Below are 17,084 nucleotides of genomic sequence, written 5' to 3'. Positions count from 1 at the left end.
GCCGCCAGCGGTTCCGCCTGCCGCATGACGATCGGCGCGAAGGCGGCGCATGACGGGCGTCTCTGCCGCTGCGCCTCCGCAGGCGGCCCCGAGACATCTAGGGCCGCCCCGATCCGCGGCAGAGAGGCCGACCGGTCGCCGGCCGTGCAAATGCCCGAGCAAGGGGGGCAGCGGCACTATTGCTGCCCAGTGAGATGCCGCTCGGAATTCGGGGCCGATCCGGATGCTTTCCGGGATGGCCGCCCTGCGGCGGCGCCGATGCCCGCGGGCAGGGGCGCCTGCCTGCCCGTTCGATCCCGAGGCTCGGCAGGACGATCCCGCCACCGCCATTCCCCCGCCGCGAAAGCCCGCCGGACCGCGGAGGCGGCGCAGTGCTCGGACCCCTCCGCCAGGATGCGATCACAGTTGAGCCGGGGCACCGGACGGACCGGCTGGCTGCACCGCTTCCTCTTGTCGGCCGGGCGAGGCAGCGATCGGTCCTCTTTCCGTGCAGGGCCGGGCCGGCGGCATGGACCGGACTCGGCGACCCGCTGGCCCGGGCACGACAAAAGCGGTCCGGCCTCCGCGGCATGCTCCGGCGGCGGAGGCGCGATGAAGGCCGGCGAGCGCCATCTGGCGCAGCGATCCGTCGCCGCCGTTGACGAAGCTGGCGGCCGCCCGGACCCGGGGCCCCGCCTGCGGCGCCGCGCCGGGCGCCCTCTTGCCGGCACGGCCAGGCCCGCGCCGCTGCGGCGGCAGGGCAGCGGCCGCGCGGGCGGCAGACCTGCCGTCCAGCCTGCCTTCGCTCGGATATCAGGCAAGGCGCCGCGCCCGGACATGCCCGGGCGCGGCGCGGTCCTAGCCGACCAGCCAGAGCGAGAGCGAGGGCACGCCCACGATCAGCGCGATCCGCAGGATGTCGGCCACCCAGAACCAGAACACGCCGCGGAAGATCGTGCCGAGCTTCACGTCCTGCACCACCGAGCGCAGCACGAAGACGTTCATCCCCACGGGCGGGGTGATCAGGCTGATCTCGGTGGCGACCACGACGATGATGGCGAACCAGATCACCACATGCTCGGGATCGCGCAGGATCGGCGAGGCGAATTGCAGGTACTCGACCACCGGATAGAAGACCGGCACGGTCAGCAGGATCATCGACAGGCTCTCGAACACGGTGCCGAGCGCCAGGTAGATCGCCACGATGACCAGCATCACCAGCCAGGGATTGATGTCGAGATCGTAGACAAGGTCGGCAATGGCGTCAGGCAGCCCCGCGAAGCTGACGAAATTGCCGAAGATCTCGGCGCCGATGATGATCGCGAAGATCATCGCCGTGGCCGAGGCGGTATCGGCGAAGGCCCGCCCCAGCGCGGCGAGGCTCATCTGGCCCATGCCGAAGGCGATCAGCAGCGAGGCGCCCGCCCCCATACCCGCCGCCTCGATCGGGGTGAAGAACCCGCCGTAGATCCCCGCCATGATGAAGACGAAGAGCCCCAGCGTGCCCAGCACCCCCATCGTGTCGCGGCGCGACATCGGCACGGTCTCCGACACCGGCGGCGCGAGCTTCGGGTTCATCCGCACCGCGACCAGCACGGCAAGCAGGTAGAGCGCGATGCCCAGCACCCCCGGCAGCAGCCCCGCGACGAAGAGCTTGCCGATGTCGCTTTCCGTCAGGATGCCGTAGATGATCAGGATCACCGAGGGCGGGATCAGGATGCCCAGCGTGCCGCCCGCGGCGATCGCCCCGGTCGACAGGCTGTCATGGTAGCCGAAGCGGCGCATCGAGGGCATGGCGACCTTCGACATGGTGGCCGCGGTCGCCAGGGACGAGCCGCAGACCGCCGAGAAGCCGCCGCAGCTGAGCACGGTGGCCATGGCAAGCCCGCCGCGGAACCGCCCGAAAAGCCGGTCGGCCCCCGAGAACAGCCCGTGCGCGATGCCCGAGGCGGCAAGAACATTGCCCATGAAGATGAAGAGCGGCACGACCGAGAGCGAATAGCTCAGCCCGGTCTCGAAGACGGCATTGCCGACCATGGCCCCGGCGGCCTCGGGACCGCGCAGCAGCGCGAAGCCCGCCGCCCCGGTCAGCGCCATGGCGAAGGCGATCGGCACCCGCAGGAACGCAAGGCCCAGAAGCAGGGCGAAGGCGATGAGCGACGCGGTCATGGATTGCGCGCTCCGGCCAGGGCGATCACGGCGGAGACCGCGCAGCTTGCCACGCCCGCGCCCGCGATCACCGCCATCGGCAGGCCGAGCGCATTGCTCCTGGCCCCGGTCGCGGCCTGGTCCTCCGCGACGATCCCGAGGCGGAGCGCGAAGAAGGCCAGAGACAGGGCGGTGACGACGGCCGCGACGATGCCGAAGACCCGGATCACGCGCGGCGCCAGGACATGGGCCAGGAGGTCGACCTCGACATGCTCGCGCCGCGCGGTGGTCAGGGGCAGCGCCGTGAAGACCAGCAGCGCCAGCAGGATCTGGGTCAGCTCGAAGGCGCCGGGCAAAGGCGCGTTCAGGATGTAGCGGCCGATCACGTCGGTCACGGTCACGAGGATCAGCGCCGCGATGAGCAGCGCCGAGAGCCCGCGGAGGACGGCGAAGAAGGTCCGGGTCATTCGCTTGCGGCGCCGGTCATCCCGCGGAACGCGGCCAGCGCGGCCAGCCCGTCGCGGTCGTCATCCAGCGTGTCGGCCCAGGCTGCCTCGAGCTTGGAGGCCTGCGCGCGGATCGCCTCCTCGACCGGCGCGGGCGCGGGATAGAGCAGGATGCCCGCCTTTTCGATCTCGGCCTCGGCGGCCGCATCGGCATCGTTCCACGCCTTGCCCACGCGCTCGGCGAAGGCCTCGCCCGAGATCGCCTCGATCGCCGCCTGGTCCTCCGCCGAGATGCCATCCCACTTGGCCTCGTTCATCACCAGGAACCAGGTCGTGTTGTAGATGCCGCCCGGCACGGTCATCGAGTACTTGATGTCGTCGGTCAGGCGGAAGGCGGTCAGCGCCTCGTAGGTGAAGGCCACGCCGTCGATCACGCCGCGGCTGAGCTTCTCGTAGACTTCCGGAGAGGACATGAAGAGCGGCGTCGCGCCGAGCCCGGCCATCAGGTCGGCGGCATAGCCGCCCGGCACGCGGATCTTCATCCCCTGGAGGTCGGAGACCTGGGTGATCTCCATCTTGTTGTTATGCAGCAGCCCCGGCCCGTGCATGAAGAGGCCCAGCAGCTTGGTCCCCGCATGTTCCTCCCCGGCGCCGAGGCGGCTGGTGTAGATCGACCAGAAGGCCCGGGAATTCGCCACGGCGTCGTCGCCGAGGAAGCTGAACTGGCCGAGCTCGGCGCCCTTGAACCGGTCATCCTCGGTGAAGCTGTGCAGCCCGTAGGTGATGTCGGCCACGCCGTCGCGGGCCATGTCGAAATGCGCCGCCGGGCTGCCCAGCGGCTTCCTGAGCACGCGGACGGTGACGCGGCCATCGGTGACGGTCTCCACCTCCTCGGCCCAGGGCTCGATGGCGTTGACGACGATCGGATGGCGCGGCGGCAGCCAGCTCGACAGCACCAGCTCTTCCGCCATGGCGGAGCCGGCGGCAAGGCACAGAGCGGCCGTGGCCGCGAAGCTCGTGAATCTGGACATGGGATCCTCCCTGAGAGTTGTCCGGTCTCTTCCTGTTCTCCCGGCGGGCCTCCCCGCCCGCCGGGTCGCGCGTTTGTCCCGGCTCAGCGGCGGGCGCGGGCCAGCGCCTCGTCAAGCACCTTCTGGTCGCCGACATGGTTCATGAGGATGAGGATGAGCCGGGCGTTCATCGCGTGGCTCTCGGCCTCGGGCAGTCCGTCATGGGCGGCGATCAGGCGGGCATAGGCCTCGTCGGGATCGCCGAGATTGGGGGCGGTGGTCAGCATGCGGGTTCCCTCGATGGATGTCTCAATCATGGCCGAGCGCCTTCCTTGCCGCGGCCAGCACCGCCGCCTCGTCGAACTGGTCCCAGCGGGCCGCCACATGCTGGTCGGGGCGGATCAGGTAGACGGCCGCGGCGGCGGCGGCGAGGAAGCGCGGGCCCGCCTCGGGCGTCTCCGCCGGGATGGAAAAGCCCGTCACTGGCAGCCCCGCGCCCTCGAGCGCGGCGGGCACCTGCGTGCCGATCCCCAGCAGGGTAAAGCCCTCCCCGGCCAGCGCCGTCAGCAGCCAGCCCTCCCCCAGCGCCAGATCCGGCACCGGGCTGCCCGGTCGGGTGCGGGCGGGCATCGCCGGATGGTCGGGACCGTTGAGGTCCGAGCCGTCATAGGTGCAGGGCACGGAGAGCCGCCCGGAATTCACGATGGTCCGCGCAAACGGCATGGTCTCGGCCAGGTCGAGCACCGCATTGCGGAACATGTGGCTGACCGGGCTCTTCGGCGTGATGAAATCCGTGGCCCTTGTCGAGTTCAGGATGTTCTCGTCGGCGCCATGGACGCGCTCGGCATCGTAGCTGTCCAAGAGGCTCTCGGGCGCCGCGCCGTTGATCACCGCGGCGAGCTTCCAGCCCAGGTTGTCGACATCCTGGATGCCGGAATTCGCGCCCCGCGCGCCGAAGGGGCTGACCTGATGCGCGGCATCGCCCGCGAAAAGCACGCGGCCATGGCGGAACCTCTCCATCCGGCGGCACTGGAAGGTGTAGATCGAGGTCCAGACCAACTCGTATTCCGTCCCCTCGCCCAGCATCGCGTCGATGCGGGCGCGGATATTCGCCTCCTCCAGCTCCTTTTCGCGGTCGATATCCCAGCCGAGCTGGAAGTCGATCCGCCAGACATCGTCGGGCTGGCGGTGCAGGAGCGCGGAGGCGCCGGACTTGAAATGCGGCTCGAACCAGAACCAGCGCTCGGTCGGGAAATCCGCGGTCATCTTCACGTCGGCGATCAGGAAGTTGTCCTCGAAGACCCGTCCCTCGAAGCCGAGCCCCAGCATGTCGCGCAAGGGCGAGCGCGCGCCGTCGCAGCCGATCAGCCAGTCCGCCATGATGCGGTAGGGCCCGTCCGGCGTCATCAGGTCGAGCGTCACGCCGTCTTCGCCGGTCTCCACCGCATCGACGCGGTTGGCGCCGCGGATCTCGATCGGCGCGCCCGCGGCCTGGGCGCGCAGGATGGCGTCATGCAGGAACTTCTCGAAGGCGGGCTGCTGGAGGTTGATGAAGGCCGGGTGCTTGTGCCCCGCCTCGGGCAGGAGGTTGAACTCGTAGAGCTGGCGGTCGTCATGGAAGACCTTGCCGAGGTTCCACTGCACGCCCTTGGCGACCATCTCGTCGCCCGCGCCCAGCCGGTCGCAGATCTCGAGCGTCCGCTTGGCGAAGCAGATGGCGCGGCTGCCCATGCCCACGCCCTCGTGGTCGTCGAGGACCAGCACGGGGATGCCCCGGCGGCCGAGATCGAGCGCGGTGGCCAGGCCGATCGGCCCGCCGCCCATGACCACGACCGGATGGCGCGCGGGGGCTTCGAGGTCCTGATCGGGGGATTTGAGGTAGGGGTACAGCTTGTACGCGAGCTGGTAGCGCGGTGCGACGAAGTCTTTCATGGCTCCTCCCGGCGTGGCGGCACGCCTCTCCCGGCCGGGCGCGGCATGGCGCCCGGGTGATTGTGGCAGACGAGGCGCCGGGTCAGGCCCGGCGCGGGACAGGGTCAGGGGGCGGGCCCGGCAGCCGGACGCCCCGCCGGAGCGCTTGGCCGGCGGGATCCGGAAGCTGCCCGGGGACCCGTCTGCGTTGCGCATGAGGCCCCGCGGGCCCCGTGCGGCGTCCGGCGCCGGGCTGCGAGAGCCCTGCCTCCGGTCTTTGGGCCTCTGCGGCCCTGAAGATGGCGAAGGAGGACCCTTGGCCGGGCCCGAGGCTCCCGTGTTCGGCGCCCGGAACCTCCGGCTGAGCTCTGCCCGGACCCTGATGGCCAGGGCTCCGCCCGTTCGGCGCTCAAACGCTCCAATGGAGCCTTCGCCGGGCTCCGCCCGGACCGTGCTGGCCGGGGCTCCGCCCGTTCGCGGCTCGGAAGCTCCACTGGAGCTTCCGCCGGGCTCCGCCCGGACCGCCGCTCACCCCTGCAGGGCCGCCCACATCTCGCGGTCGCGCCCGGCGGTCCAGACGCGCGGCGTGTCGATGCCGCGGGCCTCGTCCCAGGCGCGGGCGACGTTGAAGGGCAGGCAGTGCTCGTAGATCGCGTAGTCGCCGAATTTCGGGTCGCATTCCGCGCGCACCGCGTCCCAGGCCTCCTTCAGCGTGCCGCCGCGTGCCGCGACCTTCGCCACCGGACGGTAGGTCGAGGCGACGAAATCGGCGGTGTTCGCCAGCGCCTCGGCCACCATCGCCTCGCCCACCAGAGCGTCGCCGCGCCCCGGCGCGATCGACTTGGGCGCGAATTCCGCGATGGCCTTCAAGGTCTCCGGCCAGTCGCCGAAATGGCCGTCGCCGCAATAGCAGGCCGAGTGGTACTCGACGATGTCGCCGGTGAACATCACCTCCTGGTCGGGCACCCAGATCACCGCGTCGCCGGCGGTATGGGCGCGGCCGAGATGCAGGATGTCGACGCGGCGCCGGCCCAGATAGACGGTCATGCGGTCCGAGAAGGTCGTGGTCGGCCAGGTCAGGCCGGGGATTTCTTCGTGCCCCTGGAAGAGCCGCGGGAAGCGGCCGAACTCGCTGTCCCAGTCCTCCTGGCCGCGCTCGGCGACCTGGGCGCGGGCGGTGTCGGACATGATCACCTCGCGCGCGCCATAGGCCGAGGCGCCGAGCACGCGGACCGCGTGGTAATGGGTCAGCACCAGGTGCGAGATCGGCTTGTCGGTGACCGAGCGGACGCAGTCCATGACCTTGCGCGCCAGGCGCGGGGTCGCCTGGGCCTCGACGATCATGACGCTCTCGTCGCCGATGATCACGCCCGTATTGGGATCGCCCTGCGCGGTGAAGGCGTAGAGACCCTCGCCCACTTCGGTGAAGCTGACGACCTTCTCCTCAAGGTCCCCGGCAGATGCAAATGCCTTGTTCATCGCGTGTCCTCGTCTTCGGGCACAGGCCGAGGAGCGCCGGGACCGCCCTCCTTGGCGCTGCCCGGCCGGATCTCCTCCCCGAAACCCGTCGCTGTTGCAACGTCATTAGTCGTTACATTTGCAACGGTGTCAAGTGCAACTTTTGATCCGAGAGATTGGACGCCCATCTCCCTCTTCGCATCGCGAGCGTCACAAGCCTGAATATATGTGTATCTCTAGTCACCTGGAACTAAAGTTTGTATCATTATTTTGCCTGATGCGGGAGGATGTGATGGGTGGCCGTGTTGCTGTTCCAATTGATCTCAGCGACGAGGAACGCTCATGACGGCCTTCCGTTCGCCGTGATCGGCGGCCAAGCCGACCATCATCCGCGCGAAGATACCCTTGTCACTCCAACGTTTCCAACGGTTGTAGAGTGTCTTGTGCGGGCCATATTCCGCCGGGGCGTCGCGCCAACGTAAACCATTGCGATTGATGAAGATAATCCCGCTCAACACTCGTCGATCATCGACGCGAGGCTTGCCGTGGGACTTGGGAAAGAAGGGCTCCAGACGCGCCATCTGCGTGTCGCTCAACCAGAAAAGATCAGACATGTTCACCGCTCGATTTCCGAGCCGTGAATCACGCTGCCACCGGGAAATCAATGGGTCCTGACCCTAGCCTATTATGGGATGATCGGACCCGATCCACATGTCGATCCGACCCTGCAGTCTTGTAGCCATCTCCCGCTACTCGGTGCATCGGTAACTATATTCCCGGGCGAATCCCGTTGCAGTTGCACCCAGACGCCAAGTCCTGCCATAACAGGACCAGCCGCAGACGGAGACACGCTTGCCCCGCAAAGACCCGCCCCCGGACCCCGAATTCAACCTGGAGAACTTCCTGCCCTACCTGCTGAACCAGGCGGCGGAACGCACCAGCGAGGAGTTCCACGAGCATTACCGCGCCGAATACGACCTGACCCGGACGCAATGGCGGGTGGTCGCCAATCTCGGGCGCTTCGGCTCGATGGCCGCGGCCGAGATCTGCCGCATCTCGCATATCGAGAAAACCGCAGTCAGCCGGGCCGTCTCGGTGCTGGAAGGCCGCGGATTGCTGAGCCGCAGCCGCGACGCGGCGGACAAGCGGCAGGAGAGCCTGACCCTGACGCCCGCCGGAACCGAGGTGTTCCGCACGCTGGGGAAGCGGGCGATCGACTATGACGACCGGCTGAGGAACCGGCTCGGCCCGCATCTGAGCTCGCAGCTCGAGGCGATGCTGCGGCAGCTGATCCTCGCGGCCGGCCACGGGGACGGCGACGCGTGAGGCTCAGCCGCCGATGAGGACGATGCCGTCCTCGAGGCTGATCGGCACCGGGTCGAGGCCGCAGGGGGCGCCGCGCTCCGCCGCGCCGGTGACGGCGTCGAACATGGCGCCATGCGCGGTGCACATCAGCCGGCGGCCGTCCGCCGACAGGATGCTGCCGCCCTGGTAGTCGAGCGGCAGGTACTGGTGCGGGCAGGCATTGACGAAGGCGCGGATCCCGGCAGCGTCCTTGACGAGCAGCAGCGGGAACCGCCCCGCGCCGCTTTCCACCATCACCGCGCGGACGCCGTCCAGATCGGCCAGCGCGCAGATCTGCGTGCCCGCGGGCGGGGCGGAGCTGTAGTCGGTCCAGGGCATGCAAGTCTCTCCGGGCACGGGAAGGACCGCCCCGGCGGCCCGGAGCGGCAAGTCACGGCAGGCGGGGCGCTATTCCGCCGGTTCGGCCTTCAGGACGCCACGGCGGATCTGGTCCTCCTCGATCGACTCGAAGAGCGCGCGGAAATTGCCCTCGCCGAAGCCGTCATCGCCCTTGCGCTGGATGAATTCGAAGAAGATCGGGCCGATCACCGTCCTGGAGAAGATCTGCAGCAGGATCCGGGTCTCGCCGCCGCCGACCACGCCCTCGCCGTCGATCAGGATGCCGTGCTGGCGCATCCGCTCCAGCGGCTCCCGGTGGCCCGTCACCCGGCGGCGGGACATCTCGTAATAGGTGTCCGGCGGCCCCGGCATGAAGTCCATGCCCGCCGCCGCGATCGCGTCGGTGCCGGCATAGATGTCCTCGGAGGCGATGGCGATGTGCTGGATGCCCTCGCCCTTGTATTCCTTCAGGTATTCCTCGATCTGGCTGTGCTCGTCCGTGGACTCGTTGATCGGGATGCGGATCTTGCCGTCCGGCGAGGTCAGCGCCCGGCTGACCAGCCCGGTCTGCTTGCCCTTGATGTCGAAATACTTGATTTCGCGGAAATTGAACGTGTCGTGGTAGAACTTGTACCAGGTGTCCATGTTGCCGCGCACGACATTGTGGGTCAGGTGGTCGAGATAGTAGAAGCCGAAGCCCTCGGGACGCGGATTCTCCTCGCCCAGCCAGTCGAATTCCGCCGCATAGCAGGAGCCGTCCGCGCCATAGGTGTCGACGAAGTAGAGAAGCGATCCGCCGATGCCATGGACCGCCGGGACGTCCAGCGACTTGCCCGGCCCGGTGTATTCCGTGGCACCCGTGTCGAGCGCGCGCTGCAGGGCCTTCTGCGCATCGACGACGCGCCAGGCCATGGCAGGGGCGCAGGGGCCGTGCTCGGCGACGAAGCCCGCGGCATGGCTGCCCGGTTCGGCATTCAGCAGGTAGTTGATGTCGCCCTGGCGGTAGAGGGTGATCGCCTTGCTGCGATGCCTGGCGACCGGAACGAAGCCCATCTGGCGGAAGATCCGGTCGAGCTGTTCCGGCTCGGGATGGGCGAATTCGACGAATTCGAACCCGTCCGTGCCAGCCGGATTGACGTCGGAAATCTCGGGCTTCGGGGCGTCATGCGGGAAGGGTCCCATGCGCGTGTCCTCCTCTGAGCTGTTCTGGCGCCAGAATGCGGGAAATCCGGCGCAAGAGGGTTGCATTTGAAACCTTTCCGGACAGAAAAATGACTGCAGAGATGCATGAAATGCCGGAAGGATGCACGAGATGCGCATTGACGACTATGACCGCGCGATTCTGGACGCATTGCAGCGCGACGGGGCGATGACCAATGCGGCGCTGTCGGAGGTGGTCAACCTCTCGGCCTCGCAATGCTCGCGCCGCCGCGCCGCGCTGGAGGGGGCGGGGATCATCTCGGGCTATGCGGCGCGGCTCGACGCGAAGAAGCTGGGGCTGGGGCTGCGGGCCATCATCCGGGTCAACCTGCGCGACCACGGCCAGGGCAACGAGGAGGCCTTTGCCCGCTTCCTCGGCGACCAGCCCGAGATCCGCGCGGCCTTCTCGGTCTCGGGCGACGCGGATTACGTGCTGGAGATCAACGCCCGCAGCCTCGAGGCCTTCGCCGAATTCATCCATGGCCGCCTGCTGCCCCATCCGCAGGTGGCGCAGGTCCGCTCGGAAATCGTGCTGAAGGTGCTCAAGGACCGCGACGGGCTGGAGCTCGACGCGCTCAGTCCGCGCTAGACGCCGTCACGGGCGGCACGGAGCGGGTGCAGGTCCCGGCATCGGCATTGCGCCCGGAAAGGATGGCCATGACCGGCCGGCGCCGGCCCGCCCGGCCTCCCCCTGGGCCGCGGCAGGCGCAGGGCAACCGCCGGGCGCTGCCCCGGCCCGAAACGCTCCGCCTCGGCGGACGCCGCTGGCACCAGTACAGGAGAGCCCGGTGTCCCGCAGGAACTCGAAGGGGACGAGGCCGCTGACCGCGCCGCACAGCATGAGGGACCCGCCCGGCTGCAGCCCTTCGGGCGCAGCGAGGTGGCGCATGCCGGAGGAGGCATTCCGGGCGGACGATCGCGGGTCGTGACCGCGCGGCCGACAGGGCTCATCACCACGGTCGGCACATCCGCGAAGGCGGGACGCGCGGACGCCATTGCACCGGGCATGTCGAGAGGGACCCGGAAGGCAAATCCCGCGCCCCGGCCACCGGATGGCGACAGGCGCCACCCGGGCTCTCGCGGCCGCACGCAATCCGGGCGCGGAGACCGGCCCCGCCGCCAGGCCCGCGCCGCGGCAGGGCGCCGGCTGCCTTGGAGAAGGTCCGTCCGTCGCAGGCAGGGATCCCATGGGCGGCGCGCGGCCCCTGCCTCGGGACGATGGCAGGCAACGGCGTGCCTCGGCGAGGCTCGCACCCTGATCCGCGCACGACCTCGCTCCCGCCCCTGCCTGCTCTCCACTCCAAAGGGCCGCAGCCTCGGAGCGGCCGGCTGCGCCCTTCGCCGACCCGGACCGGGGCCGGCCAGATCTTGCCTCTGATGGCAGCGGAAGCCTGTGCACGTCGTCGCGCTCAGGCCCCATGTCCTGAACCTCCAGCCGCTTGCCGGCATGCAGGGCAAGCCCGCCTCTCCGACCCCGTTCCCTTGGCCATTCGTCCGGCCAGGCGCCACAGGTCCGGCGCCTGGCCGGCACGGACCCCGGAACACGCGCCCGCCCCCGTTCCGGCCGGCACGGCCCGGGCGAAGCAGCCGGACGTCCGCCTTGAGAGAGTGCGCGCGGCCGTCCCGTCCCGGCCGCGCTGCGCTCGCCATCTGCGACCGTCGCATCGACGCCGACAATGCACGGAGACTGGCAGGCCGCTTTCAGGCTCCGGCCCCCGCCGCAAACGCGGACCAACTGGAACTGGCGCAGCGAGCGCGCGCTGCCGGCCGGCCTCGACACCGCGGGCCCCGCTTTCATCTAGCTCGGCGCACCGGCCGCCCGGCAGCCTTCCCGGTCGTGATCGAGGCCGAGCGGCGGGCGCCCCGGCCGACTCGGAGGGGCGGACCGGGGGCCGATGCCTCCGCAGCTACTGGCGCAGGATCACCGCCTCGTCGGGCGCGAGGACGAGCCCGCTCGACAGCCCCCGGGGACGCGCGGGATCGGAAGAGAGCAGGACCTCGCCGCCAAGCCCCGTCGCCTGCGGGCGGGAAGTGAAATTCAGGCAGACGGTCACAGCCCCCTCCGGCATGGAACGGTCGAAGACATAGAGCCCGTCCCCCGCCTGCCGCGTCCGGTAGCTGCCGATCTGCAGGCAGGGCTCTTCCCGGCGCAGCTGCAGGAGCGCGCGGATGAAGGCCAGGATGGAGCCCGGCGCGGCGGACTGGCGGGCGGCATCGCCCTCGGCGGGCAGGCAGAGCGGCAGCCAGGGGTCCGCGCTGCTGAAGCCCGCGCCCTCGCCCGGCTGCCAGGCCATCGGCGTGCGCGCGGGGTCGCGGCCGAGCCCGAGCCCCGGCACCCGCTTCTCCCAGGGGTCCTGCACCGCCGCGGGCGGGATGACGGCATTCTCGAGGCCGAGCTCGTCGCCCTGGTAGAGCGTCGGCGTGCCGCGCAGCGTCAGCAGGAGCGCCGCGGCGACCCTTGCCTGCGCCGGGCCCGCGCGGCTGGCGATGCGGCCGATATCGTGATTGCCGAGCACCCAGTTCGGCCAGCCGCCCTCGGGCAGGGCCGCCTCGTAGGTCTCGACCAGCCCGGCGATCTCCGCCGCGTCCCAGCGCGCCCGCAGGAGCATGAAGTTGAACGGCAGATGGAAGAGGTCGAGCGCGTCGCCGTAGTAGCTCATCACCTCGCCGAGCGACCCCGAGGTCTCGCCGATCAGCACCCGGTCGGGGAATTCGTCCGAGACCTGGCGCATCAGCCGGACGATGCGGTAGCCCTCGGGCTGGTTCTTGGAATTCGCCTGCAGATGGCTGTGGGTCGGGCCCATATGCGGCGCCCAGTCGGGATTGGGCGGGTTGTCCCCCTTGTCGACATCCGGCGCGACATGGGTGATCGCGTCGACCCGGAGCCCGTCGACCCCGCGGCGGTACCAGAAGCGGATGACCTCCAGCATGGCCGCGCGCAGCTCCGGATTCTGCCAGTTCAGCGCCGGCTGCTCGGGCAGGAAGGTGTTGTGGTAGTACTGGCCCGTCGCCTCGTCCCAGGTCCAGGACGGGCCGCCGAACTCGCCGATCCAGTTGTTGGGCGGGCTGCCATCGGGCTTGGCGTCGCGCCAGATGTACCAGTCGCGGCGGGGATTGCCGCGCGAGGACCGGCTTTCGAGGAACCAGGGGTGGCGGTCCGAGCTGTGGCTTGGGACGAAGTCGAGAAGCAGCTTCAGCCCGCGGTCGTGGCAGGACGCGACCAGGCGGTCGAAATCCTCGAGCGTGCCGAAGACCGGGTCGATGCCGCAGTAGTCCGAGACGTCATAGCCGAAATCGGCCATCGGCGAGGGGAAGACCGGCGATAGCCAGATCGCGTCGATGCCCAGGTCGCAGAGGTAGTCGAGGCGGGACTCGATCCCGGCGAGGTCGCCGACCCCGTCCCCGTCGCTGTCCTGGAAGGAGCGCGGGTAGATCTGGTAGATGACGGCGGTCTTCCACCAGTCGGCGGCGGCCGCCTGGCAGGCGGCGAGGTTCAGCGTGTCCATGAGCGCAGGCTCCTTGATCGGAAATGTCAGGATTGGGGAACGAGGACGAGGCGCCCGTCGGGCGCCACGCCAAGCGGCGCGGGGTCCATGAGATAGCCGCCGAAGGCGTCGCGGCCGCCATCGGCGAAGCCCGTCAGCATCGGGCCCGCGCCGGTCTCCACCATGCGCGCGGCATAGCGGCGGCAGGGCTCCGCGCCGTCGAGGAAGGGCCCGGGCGCGATCTGCCAGGGGCCGCGCGGGTGCTCGGCCACGAGGTAGTGCGAGCCGGTGACCGGCGGCTGCGGCGCCTGGCGGCGATAGGCGTCGGACCAGTGCCTGGCGGCGGTGCAGAAGAGGCAGTGCCAGCGTCCGCCGAGGCGGAAGACCTGCGGCACCTCGAGCTGGCCGAACCCGCCCGCGAAGACCGGCGGCTGCAGCTCCCAGCTGTGGAGATCCGGCGAGGTGGCGAAGCCGATGGCGCCCGCGTCATTGGCCTCGGCCCGGCCGGGCACGCGGGCGGTGAAGTACATCAGCCAGCCATCGCCCTCGGGATCGGGCATCACCCAGGGATCGCGCATCGCCCGGTCCGGCCAGTGGCCGACGGCATGCCCGGCCTCGTAATGCACCGCCGCAGGACCGACAAGATCGAGGCAGGGGCCGTCGCCGACCCGCTCCCAGTCATGCAGGTCGCGGCTGACGGCATGGCCGATCCGCTGCCAGAGCCCGCCCTCGGCCCGGTCGCAGCCGGTATAGAACAGGTGGTGCAGCCCGTCCGGGCCGGTCACGACCGAGCCGGTCCAGGTCGCCTGGCTGTCGAACCCCTCCGCCCTGGGCGCGAGCGAGGTGCCCAGATAGGTCCAGCTCTGCAGGTCGTCGCTGACCGCGTGGCCCTGGCGGGCGTTGAAATGGCGCAGCTCGGGATCACCGAGCGCGCGGTCGGCCTCGAGGAACCAGGCATGCCAGCGCCCGCCGTCATGCAGGTACCAGCTGTCCCAGATCCACTTGTCCTTGAGGGTCAATGCCATGAGTGGGCTCCCGCTCTGCGCTCAGGGGCCGCCGAAGAGGACGGCGAGGCTTTCATAGGGGGCGAGCTCCAGCCGGGGCCCGAGATCGCCGCGCAGTCCGTGGCTGCCGAGAAGGCCGCGCCCGCTGCCCTGCATCTCCTGCGGCACGTCGAAGACCGCCGGGTCAGCAGAGAAATTCGCCACCACCGCCAGCCGCGTGCCGCCGAGGCGGCGCTCATAGGCGAAGACCTGGGCATGCTCCGGCGCCATGGCGCGGTAGCTGCCATGGACCACGACGGGCTGGGTACGGCGCAGCGCGATCAGGGCGCGGTAATGCGCGAGGATGCCGCCGGGATCGGCGCGCTCGGCGTCCACGTTGATCGCCGCATGGTTCGGGTTGACCCCGATCCAGGGCGTGCCGGTGGTGAAGCCCGCCTGCGGCCCCGCGCTCCACTGCATCGGCGTGCGGGAATTGTCGCGGCCATTGTCGTTGGCGCCGGCGATGAAGGCCTCGGGCGACATGCCGCGGGCCATCGCCGCCTCGTAATGGCCGAGCGTCTCCAGGTCGCGGAACTCGCCGATCTCGGCGAAGGCGGCATTGGTCATGCCGATCTCCTCGCCCTGGTAGACGAAGGGGGTGCCCTTCATCAGGTGCATGACCGTGGCCAGCATCTTGGCGGCCGCCACCCGCTGCGGCCCGTCGCAGCCGTATTTCGACACCTGGCGCGGCAGGTCGTGATTGCTTAGGAAGAGCGCGTTCCACCCGTCCTGGTCCAGCACCGCCTGCCAGTCCTCCAGAACCGCGCGGAAGCGGCCCAGATCGAAGGGCTTCGGCTTCCACTTGCCGTGCTCGGGATCCCAGCCCTCGACCACGTGGTTGAACTGGAACACCATGTCGAGCTCGGCCCGGTCGCGCCCGCAATAGAGCAGCGCCGTGCCCCGGCTGACCGACCAGCTCTCGCCGATCGACAGCAGGTCGCGCCCGGCCAGCACCTCGCGGTGCATCTCCTGCAGGAAGCCGTGCAGATAGGGGCCCTCCTCGAAGAGGCCCGCCTCCACGTCCTTGCCGATCAGGCTGATGACGTCCATCCGGAACCCGGCGATGCCGCGGTCGAGCCACCAGCGCATCATCTCGTGGATCTCGCGGCGCAGCGCCGGGTTCTGCCAGTTCAGGTCGGGCTGGCCGGGGCTGAAATAGCCCAGGTAGTAGCGCCCGGCCGCGGGGACATAGGTCCAGGCGGAGCCGCCGAAGCAGGCCTGAAGGTCGCTCGGCGGACCGCCATCGGGGCCCGGGTCGCGCCAGATGTAGTAGTCGTGCTCGGGCGCCCCGCGCGAGCGGCAGGCCGCGCGGAACCAGGCGTGTTCGTCCGAGCTGTGATTGACCACCAGATCCATCACGATGCCGATGCCGCGCGCCTTCGCCTCGGCCACCAGCCGGTCGAAATCCGCCAGCGTGCCGAATTCCGGGGCGATGTCGCGGTAGTCCGAGATGTCGTAGCCGTTGTCGCGCATCGGCGAGCGGTAGACCGGCGAGAGCCAGATGAAGCCGATCCCGAGCTCTTCGAGATAGCCGAGCTTCGAGATGATGCCGGGAATGTCGCCGATGCCGTCGCCATTGCTGTCGGCGAAGCTGCGCGGGTAGATCTGGTAGCCGGTGGCCGATTGCCACCAGCGGGCCGCGTCCATGGGCGGGGCCGGATCATGCAGCATGCTTGGTCCTCCTTGGGGTTGCGCCGTAGCCCGCTCAGTGGAGCGGCAGGCCGCCGGCGTCGAAACGGTGCAGGTTCTCGGGACGGGGCCGCAATCCGACGGTCTCGCCCAGGGCGATCGCGCGGCGTCCCTCGCGGCGGACCACGACGGGCTCCTCCGCGCCGATATCGACATAGAGGTAGGTGTCCGAGCCCAGGTCCTCGGCATGGACGACCTCGCCCGACCAGACCGCGCCTTCCCCGGTGATGTCAATGTGCTCGGAGCGGATGCCCAGCGTGCGGCAGCCATGGCCCGCGGCGATGGCGCCGTTCAGCAGGTTCATCTTCGGCGAGCCGATGAAGCCCGCGACGAAGGTGGAATTGGGCTTCTCGTAAAGATCCGCCGGGGTTCCGACCTGCTCCACCTTGCCGTCGCGCAGCACGCAGATCCGGTCGGCCAGCGTCATCGCCTCGACCTGGTCATGGGTCACGTAGACCATCGTCGCCTTTTCCATGTCGTGATGCAGCTTGGCGATCTCCAGCCGGGTCGCAACGCGCAGCGCGGCGTCGAGATTCGACAGCGGCTCGTCGAACAGGAACACGCGCGGATCGCGGCAGATGGCGCGGCCGATGGCGACGCGCTGGCGCTGCCCGCCCGAAAGCTGCCGCGGCAGCCGCTCGAGCAGATGGCCGATCTGCAGCATCTCCGCTGCCCGCTCTACCCGCTCGCGGATCGCGGCCTTTCCGGCCTTGGCGAGCTTCATGCCGAAGGCCATGTTCTCGTAGACGGTCATGTGCGGATAGAGCGCGTAGGACTGGAACACCATGGCGATGCCGCGGTCCGAGGGCACCTTGGAATTCATCCGCGCGCCGTCAAACAGCAGCTCGCCCGAACTGATGCTGGTCAGGCCCGAGATCAGCCGCAGGAGCGTGGACTTGCCGCAGCCCGAAGGGCCGACGAAGACCATGAACTCGCCCGCGCGGATCTCCAGGTCGACGCCTTTGATCACCTCGGCGGCGCCGTAGGACTTGCGGATGTCGTGAAGCTGGATATGTGCCATTTTCGGGTCTC

At 69.6% G+C, this 17,084-nt stretch carries 14 protein-coding genes and 1 pseudogene; 2 read left to right on the top strand and 13 right to left on the bottom strand.

Features of this window, described 5'->3' with window-relative positions; translation table 11 throughout:
* Window positions 1–837 precede the first annotated feature (837 nt).
* The 7 genes and pseudogenes from FGX59_RS01250 to FGX59_RS01220 all read right to left on the bottom strand — a co-directional run.
* Window positions 838–2,148: a TRAP transporter large permease gene (locus tag FGX59_RS01250; protein ID WP_138464556.1), complete on the bottom strand. Its 1,311-nt coding sequence runs from the start codon at window positions 2,146–2,148 to the stop codon at window positions 838–840.
* The gene (locus tag FGX59_RS01245) at window positions 2,145–2,594 is read right to left on the bottom strand and encodes a TRAP transporter small permease (protein WP_138464554.1); all 450 of its coding nucleotides are present in this window, start codon (window positions 2,592–2,594) and stop codon (window positions 2,145–2,147) included. The genes FGX59_RS01250 and FGX59_RS01245 overlap by 4 nt, the downstream gene beginning before the upstream one ends.
* Window positions 2,591–3,604 carry a TRAP transporter substrate-binding protein gene (locus tag FGX59_RS01240; RefSeq protein WP_138464552.1) on the bottom strand — a complete coding sequence of 338 codons (1,014 nt, stop codon included), beginning with the start codon at window positions 3,602–3,604 and terminating at the stop codon, window positions 2,591–2,593. Before FGX59_RS01240 ends, FGX59_RS01245 begins: the two co-directional genes overlap by 4 nt.
* 83 nt (window positions 3,605–3,687) lie before the next feature.
* A complete protein-coding gene (locus tag FGX59_RS01235; RefSeq protein WP_240722199.1) occupies window positions 3,688–3,900 on the bottom strand; it encodes a DUF2783 domain-containing protein in 213 nt (70 codons plus the stop codon).
* Window positions 3,893–5,515, bottom strand: a complete 1,623-nt coding sequence (locus FGX59_RS01230; protein WP_138464550.1) for an FAD-dependent oxidoreductase — start codon at window positions 5,513–5,515, stop codon at window positions 3,893–3,895. Before FGX59_RS01230 ends, FGX59_RS01235 begins: the two co-directional genes overlap by 8 nt.
* Before the next feature lie 507 nt (window positions 5,516–6,022).
* Entirely contained in the window at window positions 6,023–6,973 is a 951-nt protein-coding gene (locus FGX59_RS01225; RefSeq protein ID WP_138464548.1) for an MBL fold metallo-hydrolase, read from the bottom strand.
* A 320-nt stretch (window positions 6,974–7,293) separates the two neighbouring features.
* Window positions 7,294–7,566, bottom strand: a pseudogene (locus FGX59_RS01220) (transposase); the annotation flags it as partial.
* A gap of 238 nt (window positions 7,567–7,804) precedes the next feature.
* Between FGX59_RS01220 and FGX59_RS01215 the strand changes: the two are divergent.
* The gene (locus FGX59_RS01215) at window positions 7,805–8,278 is read left to right on the top strand and encodes a MarR family winged helix-turn-helix transcriptional regulator (RefSeq protein ID WP_138464546.1); all 474 of its coding nucleotides are present in this window, start codon (window positions 7,805–7,807) and stop codon (window positions 8,276–8,278) included.
* A 3-nt stretch (window positions 8,279–8,281) separates the two neighbouring features.
* Here the strand turns inward: FGX59_RS01215 and FGX59_RS01210 are convergent, their stop codons facing one another.
* Window positions 8,282–8,635, bottom strand: a complete 354-nt coding sequence (locus FGX59_RS01210) for a Rieske 2Fe-2S domain-containing protein (RefSeq protein WP_138464544.1) — start codon at window positions 8,633–8,635, stop codon at window positions 8,282–8,284.
* 69 nt (window positions 8,636–8,704) lie between these two features.
* Window positions 8,705–9,817: a 4-hydroxyphenylpyruvate dioxygenase gene (hppD, locus tag FGX59_RS01205; protein ID WP_138464541.1), complete on the bottom strand. Its 1,113-nt coding sequence runs from the start codon at window positions 9,815–9,817 to the stop codon at window positions 8,705–8,707.
* A 130-nt stretch (window positions 9,818–9,947) separates the two neighbouring features.
* On the opposite strand from hppD, the gene FGX59_RS01200 reads away from it, so the two are divergent.
* Window positions 9,948–10,424 carry an Lrp/AsnC family transcriptional regulator gene (locus tag FGX59_RS01200; RefSeq protein WP_240722198.1) on the top strand — a complete coding sequence of 159 codons (477 nt, stop codon included), beginning with the start codon at window positions 9,948–9,950 and terminating at the stop codon, window positions 10,422–10,424.
* Window positions 10,425–11,742: 1,318 nt separating this feature from the next.
* On the opposite strand, the gene FGX59_RS01195 is transcribed toward FGX59_RS01200, so the two are convergent.
* Genes FGX59_RS01195 through FGX59_RS01180 form a run of 4 tightly spaced genes read right to left on the bottom strand, consistent with a single transcriptional unit; the run spans window position 11,743 to window position 17,073 of the window.
* Window positions 11,743–13,341, bottom strand: a complete 1,599-nt coding sequence (locus FGX59_RS01195) for an alpha-amylase family glycosyl hydrolase (protein WP_138464536.1) — start codon at window positions 13,339–13,341, stop codon at window positions 11,743–11,745.
* 26 nt (window positions 13,342–13,367) lie between these two features.
* Entirely contained in the window at window positions 13,368–14,345 is a 978-nt protein-coding gene (locus tag FGX59_RS01190) for a levansucrase (RefSeq protein WP_138464534.1), read from the bottom strand.
* Window positions 14,346–14,366: 21 nt separating this feature from the next.
* Window positions 14,367–16,034 (bottom strand): alpha-glucosidase, encoded by a 1,668-nt coding sequence (locus tag FGX59_RS01185; RefSeq protein WP_240722197.1) that lies wholly within the window; start codon window positions 16,032–16,034, stop codon window positions 14,367–14,369.
* A 34-nt stretch (window positions 16,035–16,068) separates the two neighbouring features.
* A complete protein-coding gene (locus FGX59_RS01180; RefSeq protein ID WP_138464532.1) occupies window positions 16,069–17,073 on the bottom strand; it encodes an ABC transporter ATP-binding protein in 1,005 nt (334 codons plus the stop codon).
* Window positions 17,074–17,084 lie beyond the last annotated feature (11 nt).

Origin of the sequence: Poseidonocella sp. HB161398, from assembly GCF_005870025.1 — a bacterium.
GTDB lineage: Bacteria > Pseudomonadota > Alphaproteobacteria > Rhodobacterales > Rhodobacteraceae > Mangrovicoccus.
Note: the sequence above shows the minus strand (reverse complement) of the source record. Positions and strands in the feature narration are given on the sequence as shown.

What these genes read in the sequence shown, in the direction of transcription:
- FGX59_RS01250 (WP_138464556.1), bottom strand. Translation starts at nt 2,148, where the DNA reads ATGACCGCGTCGCTCATCGCCTTCGCCCTGCTTCTGGGCCTTGCGTTC.
- FGX59_RS01245 (WP_138464554.1), bottom strand. Translation starts at nt 2,594, where the DNA reads ATGACCCGGACCTTCTTCGCCGTCCTCCGCGGGCTCTCGGCGCTGCTC.
- FGX59_RS01240 (WP_138464552.1), bottom strand. Translation starts at nt 3,604, where the DNA reads ATGTCCAGATTCACGAGCTTCGCGGCCACGGCCGCTCTGTGCCTTGCC.
- FGX59_RS01235 (WP_240722199.1), bottom strand. Translation starts at nt 3,900, where the DNA reads ATGATTGAGACATCCATCGAGGGAACCCGCATGCTGACCACCGCCCCC.
- FGX59_RS01230 (WP_138464550.1), bottom strand. Translation starts at nt 5,515, where the DNA reads ATGAAAGACTTCGTCGCACCGCGCTACCAGCTCGCGTACAAGCTGTAC.
- FGX59_RS01225 (WP_138464548.1), bottom strand. Translation starts at nt 6,973, where the DNA reads ATGAACAAGGCATTTGCATCTGCCGGGGACCTTGAGGAGAAGGTCGTC.
- FGX59_RS01210 (WP_138464544.1), bottom strand. Translation starts at nt 8,635, where the DNA reads ATGCCCTGGACCGACTACAGCTCCGCCCCGCCCGCGGGCACGCAGATC.
- hppD (WP_138464541.1), bottom strand. Translation starts at nt 9,817, where the DNA reads ATGGGACCCTTCCCGCATGACGCCCCGAAGCCCGAGATTTCCGACGTC.
- FGX59_RS01200 (WP_240722198.1), top strand. Translation starts at nt 9,948, where the DNA reads ATGCGCATTGACGACTATGACCGCGCGATTCTGGACGCATTGCAGCGC.
- FGX59_RS01195 (WP_138464536.1), bottom strand. Translation starts at nt 13,341, where the DNA reads ATGGACACGCTGAACCTCGCCGCCTGCCAGGCGGCCGCCGCCGACTGG.
- FGX59_RS01190 (WP_138464534.1), bottom strand. Translation starts at nt 14,345, where the DNA reads ATGGCATTGACCCTCAAGGACAAGTGGATCTGGGACAGCTGGTACCTG.
- FGX59_RS01185 (WP_240722197.1), bottom strand. Translation starts at nt 16,034, where the DNA reads ATGCTGCATGATCCGGCCCCGCCCATGGACGCGGCCCGCTGGTGGCAA.
- FGX59_RS01180 (WP_138464532.1), bottom strand. Translation starts at nt 17,073, where the DNA reads ATGGCACATATCCAGCTTCACGACATCCGCAAGTCCTACGGCGCCGCC.